The sequence below is a fragment of the Streptomyces pseudovenezuelae genome, assembly GCF_001513955.1.
Taxonomy (GTDB): Bacteria; Actinomycetota; Actinomycetes; order Streptomycetales; family Streptomycetaceae; genus Streptomyces; species Streptomyces pseudovenezuelae.
The window spans coordinates 208,745-233,451 of record NZ_KQ948152.1 but is presented as its reverse complement, the minus strand read 5'-3'; the positions used below and the strand labels follow the sequence as shown (position 1 = coordinate 233,451).

Below are 24,707 nucleotides of genomic sequence, written 5' to 3'. Positions count from 1 at the left end.
GCACACAGCCCCCGCGTCCGCGGGGCGAGCGGCAGGCAGGTGAAGGCATCTCCGGGCGAGCATCGCACCCCGGCGAACCTCAACACCCCAGGGGCGCGGGGAACTGCGCGACCAGCCCTCACCGGGCCGCACCCGACGACCCGACCACCCCGCCCCCACCAAGCCACACTCGACAACCCTCCCCCACCGCCCCACCGCCCCGCCACCAACCGACCGGCCCGCCGTCCGCCGTGAGCCCCCGGTAACCCCCTCGCAACACCCGGGCAACCCCCCCGACCTCCCCCACCCCTAATTTCTGTCAAGCGACAGAAACACCCCCCGGAGCCGGAGGTCCGCCATGGCCACAGAGACCACATACGGAGCCCGAGACCACGCCCGTGCGCAGGAGGGCACCCGTACCGAGGCCATGCCCGTCGTCCCGGCCGGCGACTGGCCGGACCCGTCCGCCGCGGCGGGCCCCCTGGTGTGGGCGGAGACCGTCGCGGGCGGCAACTACACGCACCGCGTCCTCGCCCGCGGCACCGAACTCCGCCTCACCGACCTCCACGGCGACGCCTGCGCCCACCTCCTCCTGTACGCGGAGGGCCGCCCCTGGGAGCGCCTGAACGTGGCCGACACGGTCAAGGTCCAGTGGAACGCCTACCTCGGTGAGGGCCAACTGCTCCTGTCCGACCAGGGCCGCGTCCTCGCGAGCGTCGTCGCCGACACCTCCGGCCGCCACGACGCTCTGTGCGGCACCTCCACCCTGGCCCGCAACACCGCGCGCTACGGCGACGGCAGCCCCCAGAGCCCCTCCCCCGCCGGCCGCGAGCTCTTCAAGCTGGCGGCCGCGACGAACGGCCTCGAACCCCGCGATCTCCCGCCCTCCCTCTCCTTCTTCCAGGGCGTGCGGATCCGCGAGGACGGCGGCCTCGACTTCACCGGTTCCGCAGGCCCCCGCGCCGGCGTCACCCTCCGCGCCGAACAGGACGTGACAGTCCTGATCGCGAACGTCCCGCACCCCGCCGACCCCCGGCCCGCCTACGTCAGCACCCCCCTGGAGGTCCTCGCCTGGCGCGCCGAGCCCACCCGCGCCGGCGACCCCCTCTGGGACGCCACCCCCGAAGGCCGCCGCGCCTTCCTGAACACCGCCGAATTCCTGGCCTCGAAGGGACACGCATGAAGACCGTGGTTCCGGCCCGCGCCGCCTGGTCCTCCGTCATCCGCGAGGGCGAGACGCTCACCATCACCGACCTGCACGGCAACCAGGCCGTCGACTTCCTCGTCTACGACGCCCACGACACGGCGATCCGCTACAGCGCCCCCGACACCATCCAGGCGCAGGGCGGCATCTTCCTCACCACGGGCAGCGTGCTGATGTCCGACGAGCACACCCCGCTGATGACGGTCACCGCCGACGACGTGGGCCGCCACGACACGGTCGGCGGTGCCTGCTCCAAGGAGTCGAACACCCTGCGCTACGGCCACCACACCTGGTCGCAGCACGCGTGCGTGGACAACTTCCTCGCCGAGGGCTCGAAGCACGGCCTCGGAAAGCGCGACCTCGTCTCCAACATCAACTGGTACATGAACGTTCCGGTCGAGCAGGACGGCACCCTCGGCATCGTCGACGGCATCTCCGCCCCGGGCCTCTCCCTGACCCTGCGCGCCGAACGCGACGTCCTCGTCCTCGTCTCCAACTGCCCCCAGATCAACAACCCCTGCAACGGCTTCGACCCGACGCCCGTCGCGATGACGATCGGGGCCGACGCATGACCTTCGACACCCTCCTCGTCGCCAACCGTGGCGAGATAGCGGTCCGGATCATCCGCACGGCCCGCGAACTGGGCCTGCGGACCGTCGCGGTGTACTCCGACGCCGACCGGGCCGCACCCCACGTCCGGCTCGCCGACCAGGCCGTCCGCCTCGGCCCGGCGCCCGCGAAGGAGTCGTACCTCGACGCCGACCTGGTGCTGAAGGCGGCCAAGGACTCGGGCGCGGGCGCCATCCACCCCGGCTACGGTTTCCTGTCCGAGGACGCGGCGTTCGCCCGCCGCTGCGAGGACGCGGGGATCGTGTTCGTGGGCCCGACGCCCGAGCAGCTGGAGCTGTTCGGCGCGAAGCACACCGCGCGGGCCGCGGCGCAGGCGGCGGGGGTGCCGCTGGCGCCGGGCACGAGCCTGCTGCCCTCCCTCGACGAAGCCCTCGAAGCGGCCGGAGCCATCGGCTATCCCGTCATGCTCAAGGCCACCGGCGGTGGCGGCGGCATCGGCATGTCGGCCTGCCGTTCCGCCGACGAACTGACCGACGCCTGGGACCGGGTGCAGCGCGTCGCCGCCGCCTCCTTCTCCTCGGCCGGCGTCTTCCTGGAACGGCTCGTCGAGCGGGCCCGCCATGTCGAGGTGCAGGTCTTCGGCGACGGCGCGGGCACGGTCGTCACCTTCGGCGACCGCGACTGCTCCCTCCAGCGCCGCAACCAGAAGGTCCTGGAGGAAGCTCCCGCGCCCGGTCTCCCCGCCCACGTCCGGGCACAACTCACGGACAGCGCGCGCGACCTGTGCGCCTCCGTCGGCTACCGGTCCGCGGGAACCGTCGAGTTCGTCTATGACGCCGCCCGCGAGGAGGCCTACTTCCTGGAGGTCAACACCCGCCTCCAGGTGGAGCATCCGGTCACCGAGGAGATCTACGGCGTCGACCTGGTCGCCTGGATGCTCCGCCTGGCCCGCGGCGAGCGGGACGTCGTGCGCGAGCCGGGCCCCCCGCGCGGCCACGCCGTCGAGGCCCGCGTCTACGCCGAGGACCCCTCCCGCGAACACCGGCCCAGCGCCGGACTGTTGACGCGGGTCGAGTTCCCCACCGGGGTCCGCGTCGACGGCTGGGTGGAGACCGGCACCGAGGTGACGACGTCGTACGACCCGATGCTCGCGAAGATCATCGCGTACGGTCCGGACCGCGCCCACGCGCTCCGGCGGCTGGACGAAGCCCTGGCACGCACCCGTGTCGACGGCATCGAGACCAACCTGGGCCTGGTCCGGGCGGCGCTGGCCGACAGCGACTTCAAAACGGCCGCCCACTCCACGGCGACCCTGTCCGGGATCAAGGACCCGACCCCGCGCATCGAGGTCGTGGCCGCCGGCACCCTCACCACGGTCCAGGACTGGCCGGGCCGCACCGGCTACTGGCAGGTCGGCGTCCCGCCGAGCGGCCCGATGGACGACCGTTCCTTCCGGCTCGGCAACCGGGCGCTGGGCAACCCGGAAGGGGCCCCGGGTCTCGAATGCACCTTGCAGGGACCGTCGTTGAGGTTCACCCACGCCACGGCCGTCTGTGTGACGGGCGCACCGGCGCCGGTCACCGTCGACGGCATTCCGGTGGCGCAGTGGGAGCCGGTGACCGTGCCCGCGGGCGCAGTCCTGGAGGTGGGCGCCCCCGCCGAACACGGCCTGCGGACGTACGTCCTGTTCGCGGGCGGCCTCGACGTCCCGGCCTTCCTCGGGAGCGCGAGCACGTTCACGCTGGGCCGCTTCGGCGGACACGGCGGACGAGCGCTGCGGACGGGAGACGTCCTGCGCGAAGGATGCCGGGACGAGGGAGACCAGGTCACGGAAACGCCGGTCGCCGACCGTCCCTCCTTCACCTCCACGTGGCACATCGCCGCCGCCGAAGGCCCGCACGCAGCACCTGAGTTCTTCACCGAGGACGACATCCGCGACTTCTACGCCGCCGACTGGAAGGTCCACTTCAACTCGGCCCGCACCGGAGTCCGCCTGGTCGGCCCCAAGCCCCGCTGGGCCCGCGCGGACGGCGGCGAGGCCGGACTGCACCCCTCCAACATCCACGACACCCCGTACTCGGTCGGCGCGGTCGACTACACGGGCGACATGCCGGTGCTGCTGGGCCCGGACGGGCCCTCGCTCGGCGGGTTCGTGTGCCCGGCGACCGTCATCAGCACCGAGCGCTGGAAGCTGGGCCAGCTGCGCCCCGGTGACACGGTCCGCTTCGTGCCCGTGGACACGGACGGCTCGGCGCGCCCGGCGATCGTGGACGGCGGCATCCTCGCCCGCGACGGCGACGTGACGTACCGCCGCAGCGGGGACGACAACCTGCTGGTCGAGTTCGGCCCCATGCAGCTCGACCTGGCGCTGCGCATGCGCGTCCACGCGCTGATGGAGGCGGTGGCCGAGCAGGGCCCGGACGGCATCACCGACCTCACCCCCGGCATCCGCTCCCTCCAGATCCAGACGGACCCGAACCGCCTGGCCCAGCACGAACTCCTCATCGCGGTAAGGGAGATCACCGCCTCCCTCCCTCCGTCCGACCAACTGGTCGTCCCCTCCCGCACGGTCCACCTGCCGCTCTCCTGGGACGATCCGGCGACCCGCGAGGCCATCGCCCGCTACATGGCGGGCGTGCGCGACGACGCGCCCTGGTGTCCGTGGAACATCGAGTTCATCCGCCGCGTCAACGGCCTGGACACGGTGGACGACGTCTACCGTACGGTCTTCGACGCGGAGTACCTGGTCCTGGGCCTGGGCGATGTCTACCTCGGCGCCCCCGTGGCCACCCCCCTCGACCCGCGTCACCGCCTGGTGACCACGAAGTACAACCCGGCACGCACCTGGACCGCCGAGAACTCGGTCGGCATCGGCGGGGCCTATCTCTGCATCTACGGCATGGAGGGCCCCGGCGGCTACCAGTTCGTGGGCCGTACGACCCAGGTGTGGTCGCCCTGGCAGCAGCGTGGAGCGTTCGAGGCGGGCTCGCCCTGGCTGCTGCGCTTCTTCGACCGCATCAAGTGGTATCCGGTGGACGCGGACGAACTCCTGGAGCTGCGTGCCGACATCACGTCCGGGCGCTTCGTGCCCCGCATCGAGGAAGGCACCTTCTCGCTCGCCGAGTATCAGGCCTTCCTCAGCGAACACGCCGAGTCCATAGCGGAGTTCAGGGCGGTCCAGCAGTCCGCCTTCTCCACCGAGCGGGACGCCTGGGAGGCGGCGGGCGAGTTCGCGCGGGCCGAGTCCGCGTCCACGCCGGCGGCCGACCCCGCCGACATCGCGGTCCCTCCGGGCGGCCGCCTGATCGAGGCCGAATTCGCCGCCTCCGTATGGCAGTTGAACGTCGAGCCGGGCGACGAGGTGGCGGCCGGTCAGCCGCTGCTGGCCCTGGAGGCGATGAAGATGGAGTCCAGGGTGCACGCGCCGACGGCCGGTGTGGTCGCGGAGATCCTGGCCAGGCCGGGCGACCAGGTGGAGGCGGGGACGGCACTGCTCGTCCTGGCCCCGCCCGCACAGTGAAAGAGGAACGACCCATGTCCAGCACCGTCAGCAGGGTCCGCGCCGCCTACGACCGCGTCGAGGCCGTGGACCGCCCCGAGATCTGGATCGATCTGCGCCCGCGGGACGAGGTCGAGCGGGAGGCCCGCGCGATCGACGAACGGCTCGCGCAGGGCGAGCGGCTCCCCCTCGCGGGCCGCCTGTTCGCCGTCAAGGGCAACATCGACGTGGCCGGCCTGCCCACCACCGCGGGCTGTCCCTCGTACGCCTATGATCCCGCGGCCGATGCCCCGGTGGTCGCCCGGCTCCGCGCGGCGGGCGCGATCGTGCTCGGCACCACGAACCTGGACCAGTTCGCGACGGGCCTGGTCGGCACCCGCTCCCCGCACGGCGCGGTCCGCAACGCCCACGACCCCGCCAGGGTGAGCGGCGGGTCCAGCTCCGGTTCGGCGGTCGCCGTGGCGCTGGGCCTCGTCGACTTCGCCCTCGGCACCGACACGGCGGGCTCGGGCCGGGTGCCGGCCGCCTTCAACGGCATCGTCGGCCTCAAGCCCACCCGCGGCCTGGTCCCGACGGCCGGGGTCGTCCCGGCCTGCGCCTCGATCGACTGCGTGACGGTGTTCGCCCGCACCCTCCCGGAGGCCGAGCAGGCGCTGTCCCACATGACGACCGGCACGGCCCCGTCCCTCCCCGGCCGCGCTCCGGGCCCCTGGCGGATCGCGATCCCTCCGCGCGAGCAGCTGGGCGAACTGGACGCGGGCTGGGCACAGGCGTACGAGGCGGCGGTGGACCAGCTGGTCACGGCGGGCGCGGTGGTGCGCGAGCTCGACCTCACGCCCTTCACGGACGCCGCGGCGATGCTCTACGAGGGCGCCTTCGTGGCCGAGCGCTACACGGCGGTGGGAGACTTTGTCGACAAGGCGACAGCGGCGAACGACCCGTTCCTGGACCCCACGGTCGCCGCGATCATCACCCGGGCCCGGGACCTCCCGGCCCACCGGCTCTACGCGGACATGGACCGCCTGAGCGCGCTGCGGGCCCGCGCCCTGGAGCAACTGGCCGACGCGGACGCCCTTCTCCTGCCCACCGCCCCCGGCCACCCCACCCTCGCCGAGGTCGCCGCCGACCCGCTGGGCGCCAACGCCCGCCTGGGCCGCTTCACCAACTCCACGAACCTCTTCGACCTGGCCGCGGTCGCCGTCCCGGCCGGTGAGGTGAACGGCCTGCCGTTCGGGGTGATGCTGATCGGCCCGGCCCACACCGACGAGCGCCTGGCGAGGATCGCGGGCCTCCTGCAGCCGGAGACCCGGCTCGCGGTGGTCGGCGCCCACCTGACGGGCCAGCCGCTGAACCCGCAACTCCTCGCGCTGGGCGCCCGCCTGGACCGTACGACGACCACGGCCCCGGTGTACCGGCTGCACGCCCTGCTGACAACGCCACCGAAGCCCGGTCTGGAACATGTGGGCGAGGGCGGCGCAGAGATCGAGGTGGAGATCTGGAAGATGTCCGCAGCGGGCCTCGGCCGGCTCCTGTCCGCCCTCCCCCGGCCCATGGCGCTCGGCAGCGTGCAACTGGCCGACGGCACCGATGTACCCGGCTTCCTCTGCGAGCCGTCCGCCCTCACGGACGCCAGGGACATCACGGCACACGGAGGCTGGCGGCTCTATCTGAACGCCGAGTAGATAAACCCACCCCAGGGGCGCGGGGAACTGCGCGACCAGCCACAGTCAACCCGCGCCCGCCTGCCGAACGGTCACCCCACCGACGAGTAGGCCACAACCCCCCGCAGCAACAGATCAACAGCCTTGCGCGCGTTCTTCGCGACCGTGGACCCCTCGCCCCCGGAGACCGGCGCCGCCGCCGAGATCTGCCCCAGCACATCGATCACCTGCTTGCACCACCGCACGAAGTCCCCGGCCGGCATCTCCGCCTCCCGCAGCACCTCGTCCAGCCCCTTCCCCGAGGCCCACATGTACGCGGCCCAGGCGAACCCGAGATCCGGCTCCCGCTGCCCGACCCCCTCGGTCTGGTTGATCCGGAAGTCCTCCTCCAGGGCGTCCAGCCGCCCCCAGATCCGCACCATCTCGCCGAGCGCCGCCTTGGCGTTGCCGGACGGCAGCTTGGGCGCCATGGCGTCGTCGCCCACCCGGGACTCGTACACCAACGCCGAGACGCACGCGGCGAGTTCGGCGGGGCCGAGCCCCTCCCAGACGCCTTCCCGCAGGCACTCGCTGGCCAGCAGATCGAGCTCGCCGTACAACCGGGCCAGCCGCTTGCCGTGCTCGGTGACCTCGTCGGCGCGCAGATAGTCCAGCTCGGTCAGCAGGGCCACGATCCGGTCGAAGGTCCGCGCGATCGTGTTCGTGCGTCCCTCGATGCGCCGCTCCAGCTGCGAGGTGTCGCGCAGCAGCCGGTGATAGCGCTCGGCCCAACGGGCGTGGTCCTCCCGGTCGTTGCACCCATGGCAGGGGTGCGCCCGGATCTCCGTCCGCAGTCGTGCGATCTCGCGGTCGTCGGCCGCCTGCGCCCGCTTCTTACGGGCCCGCTCCGGCGGGATGTGCCCGGCCTTGGTGCGCAGCGCGGAGGCCAGGTCCCGACGGGACTGCGGCGAGCGGGGGTTGAAGGACTTGGGGATCCGCATCCGCTCCAGCGCCTCGACCGGCACGGGGAAGTCCATGGAGGCGAGGCGCTTGACCTGCCGCTCGGCGGTCAGCACCAGCGGCCGGGGGCCGTCGTGGTGCTCGAAGCCCCGATGGCCGTTGGACCGGCCGGCGGGCAGGCCGGGGTCCAGGACCAGCGCGAGGCCGGCGTACTTGCCCGTCGGCACGTGGATGACGTCGCCCGGCTTGAGCTTCTCCAGCGCCACGGCCGCCTCGGCCCGCCGCTGGGAGACTCCCTGCCGGGCCAGCTCCGTCTCGCGGTCCTTGAGCTCGCGGCGCAGCCGCGCGTACTCCTCGAAGTCGCCGAGGTGGCAGGTCATGGAGGCCTTGTAGCCGTCGAGCCCCTCCTCGTTGCGCTGCACCTGCCGGGAGATCCCGACGACCGACTTGTCGGCCTGGAACTGCGCGAACGAGGTCTCCAGGAGCTCGCGCGAGCGGTGCCGCCCGAACTGCTCGACCAGGTTGACGGCCATGTTGTACGACGGCTTGAAGCTGGAGCGCAGCGGGTACGTGCGCGTGCCGGCCAGTCCCGCCAGGTGCTCGGGGCTGCTGCCGCGCTGCCACAGCACCACCGCGTGCCCCTCGACGTCGATGCCGCGCCGCCCCGCACGCCCCGTCAACTGGGTGTACTCGCCGGGGGTGATGTCGGCGTGCTGCTCGCCGTTCCACTTGACGAGCTTCTCCAGCACGACCGAGCGCGCGGGCATGTTGATGCCCAGCGCGAGCGTCTCGGTGGCGAACACGGCCTTGACCAGGCCGCGTACGAACAGCTCCTCGACGACCTCCTTGAAGGTCGGCAGCATGCCCGCGTGGTGCGCCGCGATACCGCGCTCCAGGCCCTCCAGCCACTCGTAGTACCCGAGGACGTGCAGGTCCTCGGTGGGGATCGACGCGGTGCGCTCCTCGACGAGGGCGCGCACCCTGCCCCGCGCCTCGTCGTCGTTGAGCCGCAGTCCCGCGTACAGGCACTGCTGTACGGCCGCCTCGCACGCGGCGCGGCTGAAGATGAACGTGATCGCGGGCAGCAGGCCCTCGGCGTCCAGCCGCTCGATGACCTCGGGCCGGCTCGGCGTCCACACCTTCGACCGCTGCCGCCGCTCGCGCTCCCGGTCGGCCTCGCGCATCGCCCGGCCGCGTCTGCGGTCCTGGTACGACGGCCGCTGGGCCTCCATCCGGGCCAGCCGCGCGAGATCGGGGTTGACAGCCTTCTTGTTGCCCTCGCCCTCCTCGAACAGGTCGTACATCCGCCGCCCGGCGAGAACGTGCTGGAACAGCGGCACGGGCCGGTGCTCGGAGACGATCACCTGGGTGTCGCCGCGGACGGTGTCGAGCCAGTCGCCGAACTCCTCGGCGTTGGACACGGTCGCCGACAGCGACACCAGGGTCACCGACTCGGGAAGGTGGATGATCACCTCTTCCCATACGGCGCCCCGGAAACGGTCGGAGAGGTAGTGCACCTCGTCCATCACCACGTATCCGAGGCCGAGGAGGGTCTGCGAGCCCGCGTAGAGCATGTTGCGCAGCACCTCGGTGGTCATCACGACCACGGGGGCGTCGGAGTTGACGCTGTTGTCGCCGGTGAGCAGGCCGACCTTGTCCGCGCCGTAACGGCGGCTCAGGTCCGCGTACTTCTGGTTGGACAGCGCCTTGATGGGGGTGGTGTAGAAGCACTTCTTGCCCTGCTGGAGGGCGAGGTGGACGGCGAACTCGCCGACGATCGTCTTGCCGGATCCGGTCGGGGCGGCCACCAGCACGCCCTTGCCCGCTTCGAGAGCCTTGCAGGCCTCGATCTGGAAGGGGTCGAGACCGAAGTCGTACATCTCGCGGAAGCCCGCGAGCGCGGTGGCCTGCTCGGCTGCCCGCAGGCGGGCTGCCGCGTACCGCTCGGCCGGTGAGAGGTCCTCTGTCATCGTGCTTTCGAGCGTACCCGGCACCACTGACAACAGGACGATCATTATCCGTATCGGGGTCCGCGAAACCCGGTCTTCACGCAGATCAAGGGCCCACCACGGACACCGCCGCGCGGACACAGCGCGCGCTCAGCGGCAGCGGCCCCAGCGGCTCGCCGTCCGCGTAGCCCGTGACGCCCTCCGCGGTGATCTCGACCTGCGCCGCCCTGAGCACGGTGACCTTCGGATGGTCGACGTGGGTGCCCCGGTACACGCGCGGGAACACCCGCAGCAGGGTCGTACGGCTGCAGTCGCCGACCACGGTGATGTCGAACAGCCCGTCGGTGAGGTCCGCGCCCGGACAGATCCGCATGCCGCCGCCGTACGACGATCCGTTGCCGACGGCCACCAGGGTCGCCTCGACCTCGTGGACCCGGCCGTCGTCGAGCGTGATCCGGTACGGGACGGGCCGGAAGGCGGCCAGTTCGGCGAGCATCGCGAGGTCGTACTTGAGGCGGCCGGCGGGCCATCTCATCCGGTTGCCGCGGTCGTTGACACGGGAGTCGAAGCCGGAGGCGAGGACGGTGCCGAACCAGTGGTCACCGGCCCGCCCCAGGTCGGTGTCGTGGACACGGCCCTCCTTGAGGGCCTCGGCGATCAGCCGGCCCGCGGCGGCGGGGTCGCGCACCGGCAGCCCCAGTGCGCGGGCGAAGTCGTTGCCGGTGCCGGCGGCGACCAGGCCGAAGGGGGTGCGGGTGCCGGCCACGGCCTGCAGGGCGAGGTTCGCCATGCCGTCGCCGCCGACCGCGATCAGGGCGCCGGTGCCGTCCCGGACGGCGCCGCGCGCGCGGGCGAGGGCGTCGGCGGCGTCCGCGCCCAGCACGGTCCGTACGGCGAAGCCCGCCGCCCGCAACGCGGAAGCGGCCGGCTGCGCCGCGTGGGCGCCCCGGCCGCGGCCCGCGGTGGGGTTGACGAAGAGGGTGATCTCGCTGGTCACGGAAGTGACCTTACGAGCCGCTTCCCGCTCGTCAGGTCACGTCGTCATAACCGTTGACCCGGTCCGTGCCCGACTGCTCGGGCAGCGCCCGGCTGGCGGAGACGGTCTCGACCTCGCCGACGTCCTCGGGCGTCAGGTCCAGGTCGGAGGCCTCGTCGTCGTCGGGCCCCTCTGCCTCGCGGCGACGCCTGCGCCGGTCGTTGAGCAGGGAGAAGGCGGTCGCGGCGAAGTACAGGACCCAGATCGGCGCGGCGAGCGCCAGCATCGTGAGCGGGTCGGTGCTCGGTGTGGCGACGGCCGCGAACACGGTGATGGCCATGATCATGCCGCGCCACCAGCCGAGCATCCGCTTGCCGGTGATCAGCCCGGTGAGGTTGAGGAAGACCAGCAGCAGGGGCAGCTCGAAGGAGAGGCCGAAGACCAGCACCATGCGCAGGACGAGGTCGAGCAAATCGTCCAGCGGCAGCAGGTTGGAGGTGCCGCCGGGGGTGAAGCCGATCAGCACCTGCGCCGTGGTCGGCAGGACCGTGTAGGCGAAGTAGGCGCCGATGAGGAAGAGCGGGGCGCCGGTGCCCACGAACGCGTAGGCGTACTTCTTCTCGTGCCGGTGCAGGCCGGGGGCGACGAAGGCCCACAGCTGGTAGAGCCAGACCGGCGAGGCCGCGACGACGCCGGCCATCAGCGACACCTTCAGGGCCAGCGTGAAGGGCGCCAGAAGGCCGTTGATCGTGATCTCGGCGCAGGGCTTGGTCGACTGCGTCGACTTGGCCAGTTCCGCGAAGGACTTGTCACAGCCGACCGAGTCGAGGATCGGCTTGGTGATCAAGTTGATGATGTCGTTGTAGAAGAAGGCTGCGACGACCGTGACGATGACGATGGCCAGCATCGCCTTCGCGAGCCGGTTGCGGAGCTCACGAAGGTGATCCGCGAGAGGCATCCGCCCCTCGGGATCCCTCTCCTCTTTGCGGGCAGACTTGAGCAACCCACGTTCCCATCTCGTGCGGGCGGGCCGGTGATCACCGGCCCCGCGTCAGCGCTTGGTCGTGTCCGTCGGCTCGGTGACCGGGCGCGAGCTCGTCACGTCGCCGGGGGCGGCCTGGATGGTGCGCTGAGCCGGGTTCTGCTCGTCGGTGTTGGGCGGGCCGGCCGGGGTGGCCGTGTTGCTGCCGCCGTCTTCCTTCATCGCCTTGGCCTCGCTCTTGAGGATGCGAGCGGACTTGCCGAGCGAGCGCGCCATGTCGGGAAGCTTCTTCGCGCCGAACAGCAGGATGATGACGACGAGGATGAGAATGATCTCGGGGGCGCCGAGCCTTCCGAACATAAGTCTTTACCTTCTCACCGAGGCGGCTTGTGGGGTGCTGTCCGACCGGTCGGACATGTGTCCGATCAGTCGTGCTGACAGCGATCGTAACGCTCAGGGGTGAACGCCTGGCAATCCCCGTGCGTACTCCCGGTTCGCGGCCGAGCCTCGTTATCCGGACCGCGACCAGCAGCGTACCTGCCGACCCGGCCGCGATGACAGGGCGAAGTGGCCCAAAACGCATGCGCCGCTCTACTCACACCCAACTCTCAGCCGTACTCACAGTGAGTCCACGGAACGGGCCGTGCTCACCGCCGCGCGCTCCAGGTCCTCCGCGGCCCTGTTGATGCGCCGCGCGGAGTCCGCGACCTGGACGCCGAGACGCCGGGCCTCCAGGAAGACCCGGACGGCGAGCACACCGAGCACGGCGAGACCCACGAAACCCACAGCTACCGCGAACATCGGCCAGAACATGGCACCGAGCCTAGAGGGTGGAGTGCAGCCGCAGCGTACGGACCCCGCCGCCGGTCAGCAGCTCCACGATCCGCTCGCCGGCGGGCTTGCGGACGGCCGCGCCGCACTCGGGGCAGGTGAAGGAGTAGAAGGTGGTGCGGCTGGTCGCGCCGATGGCGAGGCGGAAAGCGCTGGCGGCCAGCTCGAACCGCTCACGGCAGTCCGGGCAGCCCGCCTTGAAGGTCACGGGAGCCGCGCTTCTCATCCCCGCGAAGGCGGCAGCCACCGAGATACCCGCACCGGACGTCGCCGACTCGCTCAAAGCCCCTGCTCCTGCCTGTCGTACCGACCGTCGCCCTGCCCGTCGCGCCCGGCGCCCGCCGCCTGCGCGCCCTGTGCCTCGACCCCGTCGTAGGCCGCCAGCGCCTCACGGGCCGCCTCGCGGGCGCTGTCGGCGAGGTCGCGCGGCGAGACGATCCGGCCGTCGCGGCCGAGCCGAAGCGCCAGCCTGCGCAGCGATGCCGGGTCGGGGGTGCGGAGGGTAATACGCAGCCCGCCGTCGGAAAGCTCATCCGCACTGTCGTGCGGGTAGTACTCGGCGACCCAGCGGCCGCCGGGTCCGACCTCGACGACCACCTCGGGGTCCTCGGCCGCGGGCTGCACCAGCCCTTCCGACAGGTCCCTGAGCTCGACCTCGGGCGGCGCGGACGGCTCGTCGAGGATCTTGATCTCGGCGACCCGGTCGAGCCGGAAGGTGCGCCGCGCCTCGGAGCGGCGGCACCACGCCTCGACATAGGTGTGGCCGACGCTGACCAGGCGGATCGGGTCGATCTCGCGCTCGGTGAGCTCGTCACGGGCGGGCGAGTAGTAGCGGATCCACAGCCTCCGGCGCTCGGAGATGGCCCGGTCGACGTCCGCGAAGACACCGCCCTCGGCCTCGAAGGTCACCGACAGCCGGGAGCTCGCGCCCGCCTGCTCCCCGGCCGCGGTCTCCACCTTGGCGGTGGCCCGCAGCAGCGCCTGCCGGTCGCTCTCCCTGAGGCCGGGCAGCGTGGAGACCGCGCGGGCGGCCACCAGCAGCGCGGTCGCCTCGTCGGCGGCGAGCCGCAGCGGCTCGGCCGTCTCCTCGCCGAGGGCGGCGGGGTTGTGCCACCAGATCCGCTCGCCGTCGGTGTCGATGTCGAGGAGATCGCCGCCGCGGAAGCTGGTGCCACACATGGGCAGCACGTCGAGGTCGGAGACCAGCTCGTCCTCGGTGATCCCGAAGGCACGGGCCACGTCCTCGACCCGCGCGCCGGGACGCTCCTTCAGATAGGTCACCAGCGAGAGCATCCGCCGGGTCTGGTCGATGGCGTTCGTGGGCCTGACCGGTTTGCCTGCCACAGTTCTCTTCCGCTCCCCCTCAGCCCTTGGCCACGGCACGCAGCCGGTCCACCACGTCGGCCCGCAACTCTGCGGGCTCCAGGACCACCACGTCCGGACCGAACTCCACCAGCCAGGCGTCCAGGCCGTGGCCGTACGGAATCTCCAACTCGTCCCAGCCGTCGCCCAGTTCCCGCACCGAGGTGGCCTTCGCCCGCAAGGGGTACCCGGCGCCGGTGCGCAGCCGGATCAGCGCGCTGCGGTCGGCGGTCTCCCCCGCCCAGCCCGCCACGGTCTCGCGGACGGTGACGACGTCGGGGACCGGCGCCGTGAACCGCGCCCCGCGCGAGCGCACCTTGCCGGTGATCCGGGAGAGCCGGAACACCCGTTCGGCGCCCCGGTCCCGGTCGAATCCGGCCAGGTACCAGTGGCCGCGCCAGCACTCCAGCGCCCACGGCTCGACATGGCGCGGCTCGGGGCGGGCGGCGGTGGCCTTGCGGTAGTCGAAGACGACCGGTCGGCGGTCACGGCAGGCCAGCATCAGCGGCTCGAAGGAGGCCTCGTGCACCGGGATGCGCGGCTCCAGGGCGCCGTGCGCCTCGTACGGGTCGACGTCCTCGGGCAGCCCCGCCGCGCGCAGCTTCTGCAGCGCGCCGCTGGCCGCGCCGGCGAGCCGGGCCTGCTGCCACACCTTGGCGGCCAGCCCCAGGGCGGCGGCCTCCTCGGCGTCGAGGGTGATGGGCGGCAGCCGGTTGCTGTCCCGGCGGGCGAGATAGCCGACTTCGCCGTCGAGGTTCTCAACGGTCTCGATCACGAGCCCGAGTTCGCGCAGATCGTCCTTGTCGCGCTCGAACATCCGGTTGAAGGAGTCGTCGGAATTGGCTTCCAGGTAGGCCTCGATGGACTCCCGGAGCTCACGCTTGCTCAGCGGCCGTCGCGTCCCGAGCAGACACAGCGCCAGGTTCATCAGCCGCTCGGCCTTGGCAATGGCCATCGACGCCCTTCGCCTCCCTATGGTGCTTACGGACGTTGACCGTACCGCCCCGAAGGAGCCAGGCAAAAGCCGAGGGCCCATGCCCGGACAGGCATGGGCCCTGGTCGATCAGGTCCGGTCGGATGTCGTACGGCGATCCGATCGCGACGCGATCTTTTACGGCTTCTCCGATAACGCCGGTACGACGATCAGACGCCGAGAAGGTCGACCACGAAGATCAGCGTCTCACCGGGCTTGATCGCCGGAGTCGGGCTCTGGTTGCCGTAGGCGAGGTGGGCCGGAATGGTCAGCTGGCGACGGCCGCCGACCTTCATGCCCTGCACGCCCTGGTCCCAGCCCTTGATGACCCGGCCGCCACCCAGCGGGAAGCGGAACGGCTGACCACGGTTCCAGCTGGCGTCGAACTCCTCGCCGGTGCTGAAGGAGACGCCCACGTAGTGGACGGTGACGGTCTGGCCGGCCTGCGCAACCTCGCCGTCGCCCTCCCAGATGTCCTTGATCTCCAGGTCCGCCGGGGGCGCGCCCTCAGGGAAGTCGATCTCGGGCTTGTCGATGCTCACGTCACTCGCTCCTGCTTGTTCACGGAAAGGCAACAGGGACCAGTCTTACATCCCTGCCGCGGGGACCTGCGCCCATGTCCCCCGTGCGTCACATCTTCGCCAGGATGTCCACGGTGAAGACCAGCGTGGAGTCCTTCTCGATACCGCTGCCGGCCGGCGGGTTGTCGCCGTAGCCCAGCTTCGGCGGGATGGAGATCAGCACCCGGCTGCCGACCTTCTTGCCGGTCAGACCCTGCGCCCAGCCCTTGACGACCTGCTGGAGCGAGAACGACGCCAGCTGCTTGCGGCTGTACGTCGAGTCGAACTCCTTGCCGCTGTCCCACACCACGCCCTTGTACTGCACGAGCAGCGTGCTGTCGGCCGCGACCTCGTCACCGTCGCCCTCGATGACGTACTCCGACACCAGCTTGGTGGGCGCGTCGGCCTTGGGGATCTCGATGGAGGGGGCCTTGCCGTCGGTGTTGGTGCCGACCTTGGGCAGCTTCGCGTCGCCCTGCGCGACGTCCTTGCCCTTGGCGGAGCTCTTCGCGTTGAACGTGTCCTGCACATCGACGACGAACACCAGCGTGTCGGTGCCCTTGATGCCCGCCTGCGCGTTGCCCTGCTTGCCGTACCCCCAGGTGGGCGGGACGGAGAACTGGACCCGGCTGCCGGCCTTCTTGCCCGTCAGGGCGTACCGCCAGCCGTCGATGATGCTGTTCTGCGCGAGCTGGATGACCAGGGCCGTCTTGCGGTCGTAGGAGTTGTCGAAGACCTTGGCGGTGCTCCAGATCTGACCCAGGTAGTGCGCCTGGACGTAGTCGCCCTCGGCGATGGTGGTGCCGCCGCCCGCGATGACCGTCTTGACCGCGAGGTCCTTGGACGGGTCGCCGGTGCCCTTGGCGACCGTCGGCTTCTCGCCGAACTTCGTGCCCGCCGTGATCGCCGGCAGCGGACCGGCGACGATCTTCGGCGGCGGTGCCTGGGAGGCCGAGGACGACGGCGAGGGTGACGCGCTGTCGCTCGCCTTGCTCGAGTCGGACTTGTCGTCACCGCATGCGGCGAGTGTGGCCAGTCCTGCGGGAACGGCAATGAGAAGGGAGCGTCGGCGCACGGTGGGGGCCCTCGTAATCGGTCGATCTTGTTGATGGCGTGCGCGCAACTCTACGGCGTGAGAAGGGCGCCGTACGGGAAACGTACGGCGCCCGTGTTGCGTTCCGGCGGTGCCCCGGAACGCTTCGCTCACATTCCGGCGATCAGTTTCTCGACCCGGTCGTCGACCGATCGGAACGGGTCCTTGCACAACACCGTGCGCTGCGCCTGGTCGTTGAGCTTGAGGTGGACCCAGTCGACCGTGAAGTCCCGGCGCTGTTCCTGGGCCCTGCGGATGAAGTCACCGCGCAGCCGCGCCCGAGTGGTCTGCGGCGGAACGGACTTGCCCTCGAAGATCTTCAAGTCGTTGCAGATACGGGCGGCTTGGCCCTTCCTCTCCAGAAGGTAGTAGAGCCCACGACGGCGGTGGATGTCGTGATACGCGAGGTCTATCTGCGCGACCCGCGGGTGGGACATGGTCATGTTGTGCTTGGCCCGGTACCGCTCGATGAGCTTGTACTTCATGACCCAGTCGATCTCGGTGCCGATCCGGTCGAGGTCCTCCGCCTCGATCGCGTCCAGCGTGCGGCCCCACAGCTCCAGGACCTGGTCGACGGTGCCGGTGCGGATGCCCCGCCGCTCGACGAAGTCCACGGCCTTCTCGTAGTACTCGCGCTGCACCTCCAGCGCGGAGGCCTCGCGGCCGCTGGCCAGACGCACCTTGCGCCGGCCCGTGATGTCGTGGCTGACCTCGCGGATCGCCCGGATCGGGTTCTCCAGGGTCAGGTCCCGCATCACGGTGCCCGCCTCGATCATGCGCAGCACCAGGTCGGTCGCGCCGACCTTCAGCAGCATGGTCGTCTCGGACATGTTCGAGTCGCCCACGATGACGTGCAGGCGGCGGTAGCGCTCGGCGTCGGCGTGCGGTTCGTCCCGGGTGTTGATGATGGGCCGGGAACGCGTCGTCGCCGAGGAGACGCCCTCCCAGATGTGCTCGGCCCGCTGACTGACGCAGTACACCGCGCCCCGCGGGGTCTGCAGCACCTTGCCGGCACCGCAGAGAAGCTGCCGGGTGACCAGGAACGGAATGAGAATGTCCGCGAGCCGGGAGAACTCCCCGTGGCGGGCGACGAGATAGTTCTCGTGGCAGCCGTAGGAGTTGCCGGCCGAATCCGTGTTGTTCTTGAAGAGGTAGACGTCGCCCGCGATTCCTTCCTCGTGCAGGCGTCGTTCGGCGTCCACCAGGAGTCCTTCGAGAATGCGCTCGCCCGCTTTGTCGTGGGTGACCAGTTCGGTCACGTTGTCACATTCGGGTGTCGCGTATTCCGGATGTGAGCCCACGTCGAGATAGAGGCGTGCGCCGTTTCGCAGAAAGACGTTACTGCTGCGGCCCCATGACACGACACGGCGGAAGAGGTACCGCGCCACCTCGTCGGGAGACAGGCGCCGCTGTCCCCTGAACGTACACGTGACGCCGTACTCGTTCTCCAGCCCGAAAATGCGGCGGTCCATGACTGAACATTACGCCCGATCCCCCGAGCTGAAACGGGGTTCGGCAGCACGGTTTGGATCATTTTCCGATGAAGCCGCAACCACCGCCCGCCGGGCGGGAGCTGCGAGGACCCGCCCGGTGGCCAGCAGGACCACCAGTGACACACCCCCCGCGACCCCCGGCACGCCGAAGCCCCACACGGCCCCACCACCCTCGACGACCGGGCCCGCGAGCCCCGTTCCGACCGAGGCGCCCACGGTGAACGTCGTCACGAGCCAGGAGAACGCCTCGGTGACCGTCCCGGCCGGCGCGTGCCGGTCCACCAGGACGAACGCGCAGGCGATCACCGGGGCCAGGAACACACCCGCGAGAACCATCAGCAGCGTCATGGCGACCGCGCCCGGCATCAGCGTCAGCGGCAGGTAACACACCGCCAGAAAGCCCACCAGGACCTGCAGTCGCCGCGCGGGCTCACCGGCCCACTGCCGCGCCCCGTACACCGTGCCGCCCACCAGGGCCCCGAGACCGATCCCGGCCATCAGCCAGCCGTACACCGCGTCCCCGCCGTGCTCGTCCGCGTACGGCACCGAGGCGACCGTGATGGACCCGAGCGCGATCCCGACGAACAGGAACGCGCCGAGCAGCGCCAGGAGCCCCGGCGAGCGCAACGCCCCGAGCCAGTGCGCCTCACGCGGCCCCGAGCGCCACGCGCGCGAGGGCGGCGACACGACGACCGAGAGCGCCCCGAGGACCCCGACGACGTTCAGCACCACCAGCGCCGCCTGCGCCGACCACAGCGACACGCACAGCGTCACCAGCAACGGTCCCACGGTGAACATGATTTCCTGCGCCACCGCGTCCATCGCGTACGCCGTGTGCACCTGGTCCTCCCGGCGCAGCACGCTCGGCCACAGCGCGCGCAGGCCGCCCTCCAGCGGCGGCGTGAAGAGCCCCGCGGCCGCCACGGCCGCGTAGGCGAGCGGGAGCGGATCGGTGCCGGTGAAGGCGAACACGGTCATCGCGAGCGCCGAGAGCACGGCGGCCGGGAACTGCACACGAGGCTGGCCGTGCAGGTCGACGAACCGCCCGAGCACCGGCTGCCCCACGGCGTTGGCGACCCCGTAGACGGCCGCGAGAGCTCCGGCGAGGCTGTACGTGCCACCCTCCGCCCGGACGAACAGCACGATCGCGATCGCCGCGGTGGCGTTCGGCAGCCGGCCCACCAGCGTGCCCGTCAGCAGGCGTGCCGCATGCCTCGCCCTGAGGATCTCCAGGTATCCCGCGGCCATGTCCCGCCTCCAAGTAATACGTATAACCTCGACTCCCATACGTACCATGTGCGCTGTTCGGACGTCCAGACGAAGGAGCGGACCCACGGTGGCACGCAGCAGCACGCGACCGACCAGCCGCGACGTCGCCCAGGCGGCCGGAGTGTCCCAGGCCGCCGTCTCCCTCGTCCTCGGCGACAAATGGCGCGGCCGCGTCTCCGAGACCACCGCCGAACGGGTCCGGGAAGCCGCCCGCGACCTCGGCTACCGGCCCAACCTCGCCGCCCGCAACCTCCGCCTCGGCCACACCCGCACCGTCCTCCTCGTCGTCCCCGCCCTCACCACCGAGTTCTTCGCCGGCGTCTACACCGGCGCCGCCCGCGTCGCCGCCGACCACGGCTTCGGCGTCGTCCTCTACCCCTCCCCCGAAGGCATCGGCCCCGCCCGCGACCCCTTCGCCTCCGCCCAGGCCGCCCTCGACGGCGTCATCGCCTCCTCCATGGCCGCCGACGCCCTCACCGCCATCCGCGGCGACCAGCTCCCCCTCGTCATGCTCGACAGCGACCCCTCCGGCAGCCTCGGCGCCGCCACCGTCAACCTCGACATCGCCGACGGCATCCGCCAGGTCGCCACCCACCTCCTGGACCTCGGCCACCGCCACTTCCTGCACCTCGCCGCCGACGTGCCCTCCTGGACCTTCGAAGTACGCGCACGAGAACTGGCCGCACGGCTTGCCGCGGTACCCGGCACCACCGTCCGCACCGCCCACGCGCCCATCTCCATCGACGGCGCCCTCACCGCCGCCGAAGCCGCCCTCGCCGCACCCGGCCCCCGCCCCACCGCCCTCGTCTGCGACGACGACAAACTCGCCGCCGGCGCCTACAAGGCCGCACGACGACTCGGCCTGCGCGTCCCCGACGACCTCTCCGTCACCGGCCTGGACGACCTCGCCCTCGCCACCGCCCTCGACCCCGAACTGACGACCGTACGACTGGACGCCGAACTCTTCGGCGAACGCGGCATGCAAGCCCTCCTCGCCGTCCTGGAGGACCGCACACCCGACGCCGGAGACATCCCCGTCGAACTGGTCGTACGAGGCTCCACGGCCCCGCCAAGGCCCTCCTGAACGCCCTGTGCCCCGGCCTGGTGATCGGCCGGGGCACAGAAAGGGAAACCGTCGGATGGGACGGACGCGGCTACTCCTCCTCGGAGCCCTCCGCCTCGTCCGAGCTCTCCGCCTCGGTGGACGCACCACCGGCCTCCAGCAACCGGCCGAGCTGACGCCCCACGATGCGCTTGAACTTGCGCTGCTGCGGACGCGTACGGTCCAGCACCGCGACCTCCAGCCGCTCCGCGGGGATCTCCCGCTCACTGCCGTTGGTGTCCCGGGACAACGCCTGCACGGCCAGCTTCAGCGCCTCCGCCAGGCTCATGCCGTCCTGGTGCCGCTGATCCAGATAACTGCTGATCGTCTCGGCATTGCCGCCCACCGCCACCGAACCGTGCTCGTCCACGATGGAACCGTCGTGCGGCAACCGGTAGATCTGGTCCCCGTCCGGCGTCTCACCGACCTCCGCCACGACCAGCTCCACCTCGTACGGCTTCTCACCGGCCGAGGAGAAGATCGTGCCCAGCGTCTGGGCGTACACGTTGGCGAGACCACGAGCGGTCACGTCGTCACGGTCATAGGTGTAACCACGAAGATCGGCATACCGGACGCCGCCGATCCGCAGATTCTCGTACTCGTTGTACTTGCCGGCGGCCGCGAAGCCGATCCGGTCGTAGATCTCGCTGAACTTGTGCAGCGCGCGGGACGGATTCTCGCCGACGAACACGATGCCGTCGGCATACTGCAGCACGACCAGGCTGCGACCACGGGCGATGCCCTTGCGGGCGTACTCCGCCCGGTCGGCCATCGCCTGCTGGGGGGAGACATAGAACGGCGTCGACACCGGTTATCCGTCCCTTTCTGTGGAAGTCACTGCGATCACCTTCAACAAGACGACCAGCGCCTACAGCAGCGCGGCCCGCGGGCCGTCGGGCTGCTCCAGCCGCCGCTCCAGAATCGAACGGGCGATCTCGGAGGACTCCTCGTCGGTGAGCCGACGGAAGCCGTCCTCGGTGATCACGGTGACGATCGGGTAGATCCGGCGGGCGACATCGGGACCACCGGTCGCCGAGTCGTCGTCAGCCGCGTCGTACAGGGCCTGCACCACGAGGGTGGTGGCCTGCTCCTCGGTCAGGTCGCCACGGTAGAGCTTCTTCATGGCACCGCGCGCGAAGACCGAGCCCGACCCGGTGGCGGCGAAGTTGTGCTCCTCGGAACGGCCGCCGGTGACGTCGTAGGAGAAGATCCGCCCCCGCTCCCGGTCCACGTCGTACCCCGCGAACAGCGGCACCACGGCCAGCCCCTGCATCGCCATGCCGAGATTCGAACGGATCATGGTGGACAGCCGGTTCGCCTTGCCCTCCAGCGACAGCTGGGCGCCCTCGACCTTCTCGAAGTGCTCCAGCTCCAGCTGGAACAGCTTCACCATCTCCACGGCCAGACCGGCGGTGCCGGCAATCCCGACGGCCGAGTACTCGTCGGCCGGGAACACCTTCTCGATGTCCCGCTGGGCGATGACGTTGCCCATCGTGGCGCGACGGTCACCGGCGAGCACGACACCACCGGGGAAGGTGACCGCCACGATCGTGGTGCCGTGCGGCGCCTCGATCACACCCTGCATGGGCGGCAGTTGCCGGTTGCCCGGCAGCATCTCCGGCTGGTGCTCGGACAGGAAGTCCATGAAGGACGACGACCCAGGCGTCAGGAAGGCAGCTGGTAGACGCCCGGTGCTACGAGTGTTGGCTTCCACGCGATTCCTTCCAGGTAAGCGGCGGCCCGACGGACGGCGTCGGGATCGTCTCCCAACTTGCCGATGGCCGAATTGCAGTTGAAGCACAGTACGCCTCGGACCCTACCCGTCTTGTGGCAATGATCCACATGCACGGCTGGAGCCTTCAGACAGATCACGCACAGCCCCATCTGAGAGGCAACCATCTCGTCACGCTCGGCTTCGGTGAGGCCGTACTCGCGCTTGAGATAATCTTGCCGCCCCTGGACTGCCCGACATGCCTTACAGCGTGTAGACAGGCCATCGGATGCGGTGGAATTCCGATGCCAGTCACTGTGCGGCTTCACTTCGCCGCACGTGCGGCAGAGCTTGTGTCCGTCCGGGACATCCACGTGTTCCCGAACCGACTTACCCATGGCCTCTCGGCGCCGCCGGTAGTGCGCGGCGCTGTACTGCGCCACGCACTCCCGACAGTGCACCTGGAGGCCGTCACGCCGGTTCTTGTCCCGCGCAAAAGCCGTGAGAGACAGATCCCGCCTACATTTGCGGCACTCCTTGCTGCTCGGCTCCTCGGCCACCCATCCCCCCGCAACCTTCAAAACGAAGGCAAAGTAGCCAATCGGCCTTTACTCGCCGCCTTTTTGCACGAAGGACCTCACGAAGTCCTCGGCATTTTCCTCGAGTACGTCGTCGATCTCGTCCAGGACGGAGTCCACGTCGTCGCTCAGCTTCTCCTGGCGCTCCTTGAGGTCCTCGGAACCCTGCGTCTCCGCAGTCTGCTCCTCGACCTCCTCGGTGTTGCGGGTGGCCTTCTGCTGTCCGCCGCCGGTGTCCTTGGTCGCCATAACCCCTCACCCCGCTCGGTTCGACGTTCTTGATCAGACCCTACTTGCAGGGACTGACATCGGCCCCGCAGTTCCTACAACGTACGGGGGCCATCTCGATGATTCCCTCTGGCCGGGTTTTCCACCCTGCGGGACGACCCGGCCCGGGGATCCATTCAGTTGCCCGACAACACCCTGACCAGGTCTTCTGCCGTGCGGCAGCGGTCCAGGAGCTCCTTGACGTGATTTCGCGTTCCGCGAAGCGGTTCGAGGGTTGGGACCCGCTGGAGCGAGTCCCGGCCCGGGAGGTCGAAGATCACCGAGTCCCAGGAGGCCGCGGCGACGTCGTCGGCGTACTGCTCGAGGCAGCGGCCGCGGAAGTACGCGCGGGTGTCCTCCGGGGGCGTGGTGCGGGCCCGCTCGACCTCGTTCTCGTCGAGGAGGCGCTTGATGCGGCCGCGGGCCGCGAGACGGTTGTAGAGGCCCTTGTCGGCCCGTACGTCGGCGTACTGGAGGTCCAGGAGGTGCAGCTTGGCGGCGTCCCAGTCGAGGCCGTCCCGGCGGCGGTAGCCCTCCATGAGCTCTCGCTTGGCGACCCAGTCGAGCTCGCCGGCGAGGCTCATGGGGTCGTGTTCCAGGCGGTTGAGCGTGTCCTCCCAGCGGGCCAGGACGTCCTTGGTCTGGTCGTCCGCGTCGGCGCCGAAGCGTTCTTCGACGTACTTGCGGGACAGTTCGTAGTACTCCATCTGGAGCTGGACCGCGGTGAGTGTGCGGCCGCTGCGGAGGGTGACCAGGCGTTGGAGTGTCGGGTCGTGGGAGACCTGGTGGAGGGTGCGGACGGGCTGGTCCACGGCCAGGTCGACGGCGATGAAGCCGTCCTCGATCATCGACAGGACGAGGGCCGTGGTGCCGAGCTTGAGGTAGGTGGAGATCTCCGAGAGGTTGGCGTCTCCGATGATCACGTGGAGGCGGCGGTACTTCTCGGCGTCGGCGTGGGGTTCGTCGCGGGTGTTGATGATGGGGCGCTTGAGGGTGGTCTCGAGGCCTACCTCGACCTCGAAGTAGTCGGCGCGCTGGCTGAGCTGGAAGCCGTGTTCGTGGCCGTCCTGGCCGATGCCGACGCGGCCGGCGCCGGTGACTACCTGGCGGGAGACGAAGAAGGGCGTGAGGTGGCGCACGATGTCCGAGAAGGGGGTTTCCCGCTTCATCAGGTAGTTCTCGTGCGTGCCGTAGGAGGCGCCCTTGTTGTCGGTGTTGTTCTTGTAGAGGTGGATGGGCTGGGCGCCGGGGAGCTGGGCGGCCCGTTCGGCGGCTTCGGCCATGATGCGTTCGCCGGCCTTGTCCCAGAGGACGGCGTCGCGGGGGTTGGTGACTTCGGGTGAGCTGTATTCGGGGTGTGCGTGGTCGACGTAGAGCCGTGCGCCGTTGGTGAGGATGACGTTGGCGAGGCCGATGTCCTCGTCGGTGAGCTGGCTGGAGTCGGCGGCTTCGCGGGCGAGGTCGAAGCCCCGCGCGTCGCGCAGCGGATTCTCCTCCTCGAAGTCCCAGCGGGCCCGGCGGGCCCGGTGCATCGCCGCCGCGTAGGCGTTGACGATCTGGGATGAGGTGAGCATGGCATTGGCGTTGGGGTGGCCGGGGACGGAGATCCCGTACTCCGTCTCGATGCCCATTACTCGCCGTACGGTCATGCGGCCCTCCTTGCCCGGCGGCGCCCTCGGTCGGGGGCGGCGCTCAAGTACCGCTGGCGC

General features: G+C 70.6%; 22 protein-coding genes. 5 read left to right on the top strand and 17 right to left on the bottom strand.

The features are described 5' to 3' along the window. Positions 1-337: 337 nt before the first annotated feature. Genes AQI94_RS35360 through atzF form a run of 4 tightly spaced genes read left to right on the top strand, consistent with a single transcriptional unit; the run spans position 338 to position 6,934 of the window. Positions 338-1,162, top strand: a complete 825-nt coding sequence (locus AQI94_RS35360) for an urea amidolyase associated protein UAAP1 (protein ID WP_031049315.1) — start codon at positions 338-340, stop codon at positions 1,160-1,162. Beyond that, positions 1,159-1,755 (top strand): urea amidolyase associated protein UAAP2, encoded by a 597-nt coding sequence (locus tag AQI94_RS35355; RefSeq protein WP_031049317.1) that lies wholly within the window; start codon positions 1,159-1,161, stop codon positions 1,753-1,755. The genes AQI94_RS35360 and AQI94_RS35355 overlap by 4 nt, the downstream gene beginning before the upstream one ends. After that, the gene (locus AQI94_RS35350; protein ID WP_031049319.1) at positions 1,752-5,273 is read left to right on the top strand and encodes a 5-oxoprolinase/urea amidolyase family protein; all 3,522 of its coding nucleotides are present in this window, start codon (positions 1,752-1,754) and stop codon (positions 5,271-5,273) included. Before AQI94_RS35355 ends, AQI94_RS35350 begins: the two co-directional genes overlap by 4 nt. A 14-nt stretch (positions 5,274-5,287) precedes the next feature. Then, positions 5,288-6,934 carry an allophanate hydrolase gene (gene atzF, locus AQI94_RS35345; protein ID WP_031049322.1) on the top strand — a complete coding sequence of 549 codons (1,647 nt, stop codon included), beginning with the start codon at positions 5,288-5,290 and terminating at the stop codon, positions 6,932-6,934. Between the two features lie 71 nt (positions 6,935-7,005). Here atzF and AQI94_RS35340 read toward each other — a convergent pair whose 3' ends face one another. From AQI94_RS35340 to AQI94_RS35285, 12 genes are all read right to left on the bottom strand, one after another. Continuing rightward, positions 7,006-9,867: a DEAD/DEAH box helicase gene (locus AQI94_RS35340; protein ID WP_031049327.1), complete on the bottom strand. Its 2,862-nt coding sequence runs from the start codon at positions 9,865-9,867 to the stop codon at positions 7,006-7,008. 40 nt (positions 9,868-9,907) lie between these two features. Then, entirely contained in the window at positions 9,908-10,798 is an 891-nt protein-coding gene (locus tag AQI94_RS35335) for a diacylglycerol kinase (protein ID WP_062230118.1), read from the bottom strand. A gap of 31 nt (positions 10,799-10,829) precedes the next feature. Next, positions 10,830-11,780, bottom strand: coding sequence for a twin-arginine translocase subunit TatC (gene tatC, locus AQI94_RS35330; RefSeq protein WP_031052877.1), 951 nt, complete (start codon positions 11,778-11,780; stop codon positions 10,830-10,832). 48 nt (positions 11,781-11,828) lie between these two features. Beyond that, positions 11,829-12,119: a Sec-independent protein translocase subunit TatA gene (gene tatA, locus AQI94_RS35325; protein ID WP_031052875.1), complete on the bottom strand. Its 291-nt coding sequence runs from the start codon at positions 12,117-12,119 to the stop codon at positions 11,829-11,831. Positions 12,120-12,377: 258 nt separating this feature from the next. Then, positions 12,378-12,572 (bottom strand): hypothetical protein, encoded by a 195-nt coding sequence (locus AQI94_RS35320; protein ID WP_031052872.1) that lies wholly within the window; start codon positions 12,570-12,572, stop codon positions 12,378-12,380. Between the two features lie 10 nt (positions 12,573-12,582). Next, positions 12,583-12,873, bottom strand: coding sequence for a hypothetical protein (locus AQI94_RS35315; RefSeq protein WP_031052869.1), 291 nt, complete (start codon positions 12,871-12,873; stop codon positions 12,583-12,585). Further along, the gene (locus AQI94_RS35310) at positions 12,870-13,934 is read right to left on the bottom strand and encodes a helix-turn-helix transcriptional regulator (RefSeq protein ID WP_031052866.1); all 1,065 of its coding nucleotides are present in this window, start codon (positions 13,932-13,934) and stop codon (positions 12,870-12,872) included. Before AQI94_RS35310 ends, AQI94_RS35315 begins: the two co-directional genes overlap by 4 nt. A 19-nt stretch (positions 13,935-13,953) precedes the next feature. Beyond that, the gene (locus tag AQI94_RS35305; RefSeq protein WP_062230116.1) at positions 13,954-14,907 is read right to left on the bottom strand and encodes a helix-turn-helix transcriptional regulator; all 954 of its coding nucleotides are present in this window, start codon (positions 14,905-14,907) and stop codon (positions 13,954-13,956) included. 188 nt (positions 14,908-15,095) lie between these two features. Then, a complete protein-coding gene (locus tag AQI94_RS35300; protein ID WP_007380855.1) occupies positions 15,096-15,467 on the bottom strand; it encodes an FKBP-type peptidyl-prolyl cis-trans isomerase in 372 nt (123 codons plus the stop codon). Between the two features lie 88 nt (positions 15,468-15,555). After that, positions 15,556-16,560 carry an FKBP-type peptidyl-prolyl cis-trans isomerase gene (locus AQI94_RS35295; protein ID WP_031046676.1) on the bottom strand — a complete coding sequence of 335 codons (1,005 nt, stop codon included), beginning with the start codon at positions 16,558-16,560 and terminating at the stop codon, positions 15,556-15,558. 128 nt (positions 16,561-16,688) lie between these two features. Continuing rightward, positions 16,689-18,050 (bottom strand): Pup--protein ligase, encoded by a 1,362-nt coding sequence (gene pafA, locus AQI94_RS35290; RefSeq protein WP_020117715.1) that lies wholly within the window; start codon positions 18,048-18,050, stop codon positions 16,689-16,691. Positions 18,051-18,059: 9 nt separating this feature from the next. Then, complete coding sequence (locus AQI94_RS35285; RefSeq protein ID WP_031046671.1) at positions 18,060-19,319, bottom strand: MFS transporter; 1,260 nt, start codon at positions 19,317-19,319, stop codon at positions 18,060-18,062. Between the two features lie 88 nt (positions 19,320-19,407). Between AQI94_RS35285 and AQI94_RS35280 the strand changes: the two genes are divergently transcribed. Next, positions 19,408-20,424: a LacI family DNA-binding transcriptional regulator gene (locus tag AQI94_RS35280; RefSeq protein ID WP_031046668.1), complete on the top strand. Its 1,017-nt coding sequence runs from the start codon at positions 19,408-19,410 to the stop codon at positions 20,422-20,424. Positions 20,425-20,494: 70 nt separating this feature from the next. Here AQI94_RS35280 and prcA read toward each other — a convergent pair whose 3' ends face one another. The 5 genes from prcA to dop form a co-directional block, all read right to left on the bottom strand. Continuing rightward, a complete protein-coding gene (gene prcA, locus AQI94_RS35275; RefSeq protein WP_031046665.1) occupies positions 20,495-21,250 on the bottom strand; it encodes a proteasome subunit alpha in 756 nt (251 codons plus the stop codon). A 60-nt stretch (positions 21,251-21,310) separates the two neighbouring features. Continuing rightward, entirely contained in the window at positions 21,311-22,156 is an 846-nt protein-coding gene (gene prcB, locus AQI94_RS35270; protein ID WP_031046661.1) for a proteasome subunit beta, read from the bottom strand. Next, entirely contained in the window at positions 22,108-22,596 is a 489-nt protein-coding gene (locus AQI94_RS43560; RefSeq protein WP_225890376.1) for an endonuclease VII domain-containing protein, read from the bottom strand. Before AQI94_RS43560 ends, prcB begins: the two co-directional genes overlap by 49 nt. Positions 22,597-22,761: 165 nt before the next feature. Continuing rightward, positions 22,762-22,980: a ubiquitin-like protein Pup gene (locus AQI94_RS35265; protein ID WP_007380863.1), complete on the bottom strand. Its 219-nt coding sequence runs from the start codon at positions 22,978-22,980 to the stop codon at positions 22,762-22,764. 155 nt (positions 22,981-23,135) lie between these two features. Next, entirely contained in the window at positions 23,136-24,647 is a 1,512-nt protein-coding gene (dop, locus tag AQI94_RS35260; RefSeq protein WP_199814332.1) for a depupylase/deamidase Dop, read from the bottom strand. Positions 24,648-24,707 lie beyond the last annotated feature (60 nt).

Excerpts from the sequence above, each read along its gene's own strand:
- AQI94_RS35360 (WP_031049315.1), top strand. The coding sequence starts at position 338 with ATGGCCACAGAGACCACATACGGAGCCCGAGACCACGCCCGTGCGCAG.
- AQI94_RS35355 (WP_031049317.1), top strand. The coding sequence starts at position 1,159 with ATGAAGACCGTGGTTCCGGCCCGCGCCGCCTGGTCCTCCGTCATCCGC.
- AQI94_RS35350 (WP_031049319.1), top strand. The coding sequence starts at position 1,752 with ATGACCTTCGACACCCTCCTCGTCGCCAACCGTGGCGAGATAGCGGTC.
- atzF (WP_031049322.1), top strand. The coding sequence starts at position 5,288 with ATGTCCAGCACCGTCAGCAGGGTCCGCGCCGCCTACGACCGCGTCGAG.
- AQI94_RS35340 (WP_031049327.1), bottom strand. The coding sequence starts at position 9,867 with ATGATCGTCCTGTTGTCAGTGGTGCCGGGTACGCTCGAAAGCACGATG.
- tatA (WP_031052875.1), bottom strand. The coding sequence starts at position 12,119 with ATGTTCGGAAGGCTCGGCGCCCCCGAGATCATTCTCATCCTCGTCGTC.
- AQI94_RS35320 (WP_031052872.1), bottom strand. The coding sequence starts at position 12,572 with ATGTTCTGGCCGATGTTCGCGGTAGCTGTGGGTTTCGTGGGTCTCGCC.
- AQI94_RS35305 (WP_062230116.1), bottom strand. The coding sequence starts at position 14,907 with ATGGCCATTGCCAAGGCCGAGCGGCTGATGAACCTGGCGCTGTGTCTG.
- pafA (WP_020117715.1), bottom strand. The coding sequence starts at position 18,050 with ATGGACCGCCGCATTTTCGGGCTGGAGAACGAGTACGGCGTCACGTGT.
- AQI94_RS35285 (WP_031046671.1), bottom strand. The coding sequence starts at position 19,319 with ATGGCCGCGGGATACCTGGAGATCCTCAGGGCGAGGCATGCGGCACGC.
- AQI94_RS35265 (WP_007380863.1), bottom strand. The coding sequence starts at position 22,980 with ATGGCGACCAAGGACACCGGCGGCGGACAGCAGAAGGCCACCCGCAAC.
- dop (WP_199814332.1), bottom strand. The coding sequence starts at position 24,647 with ATGACCGTACGGCGAGTAATGGGCATCGAGACGGAGTACGGGATCTCC.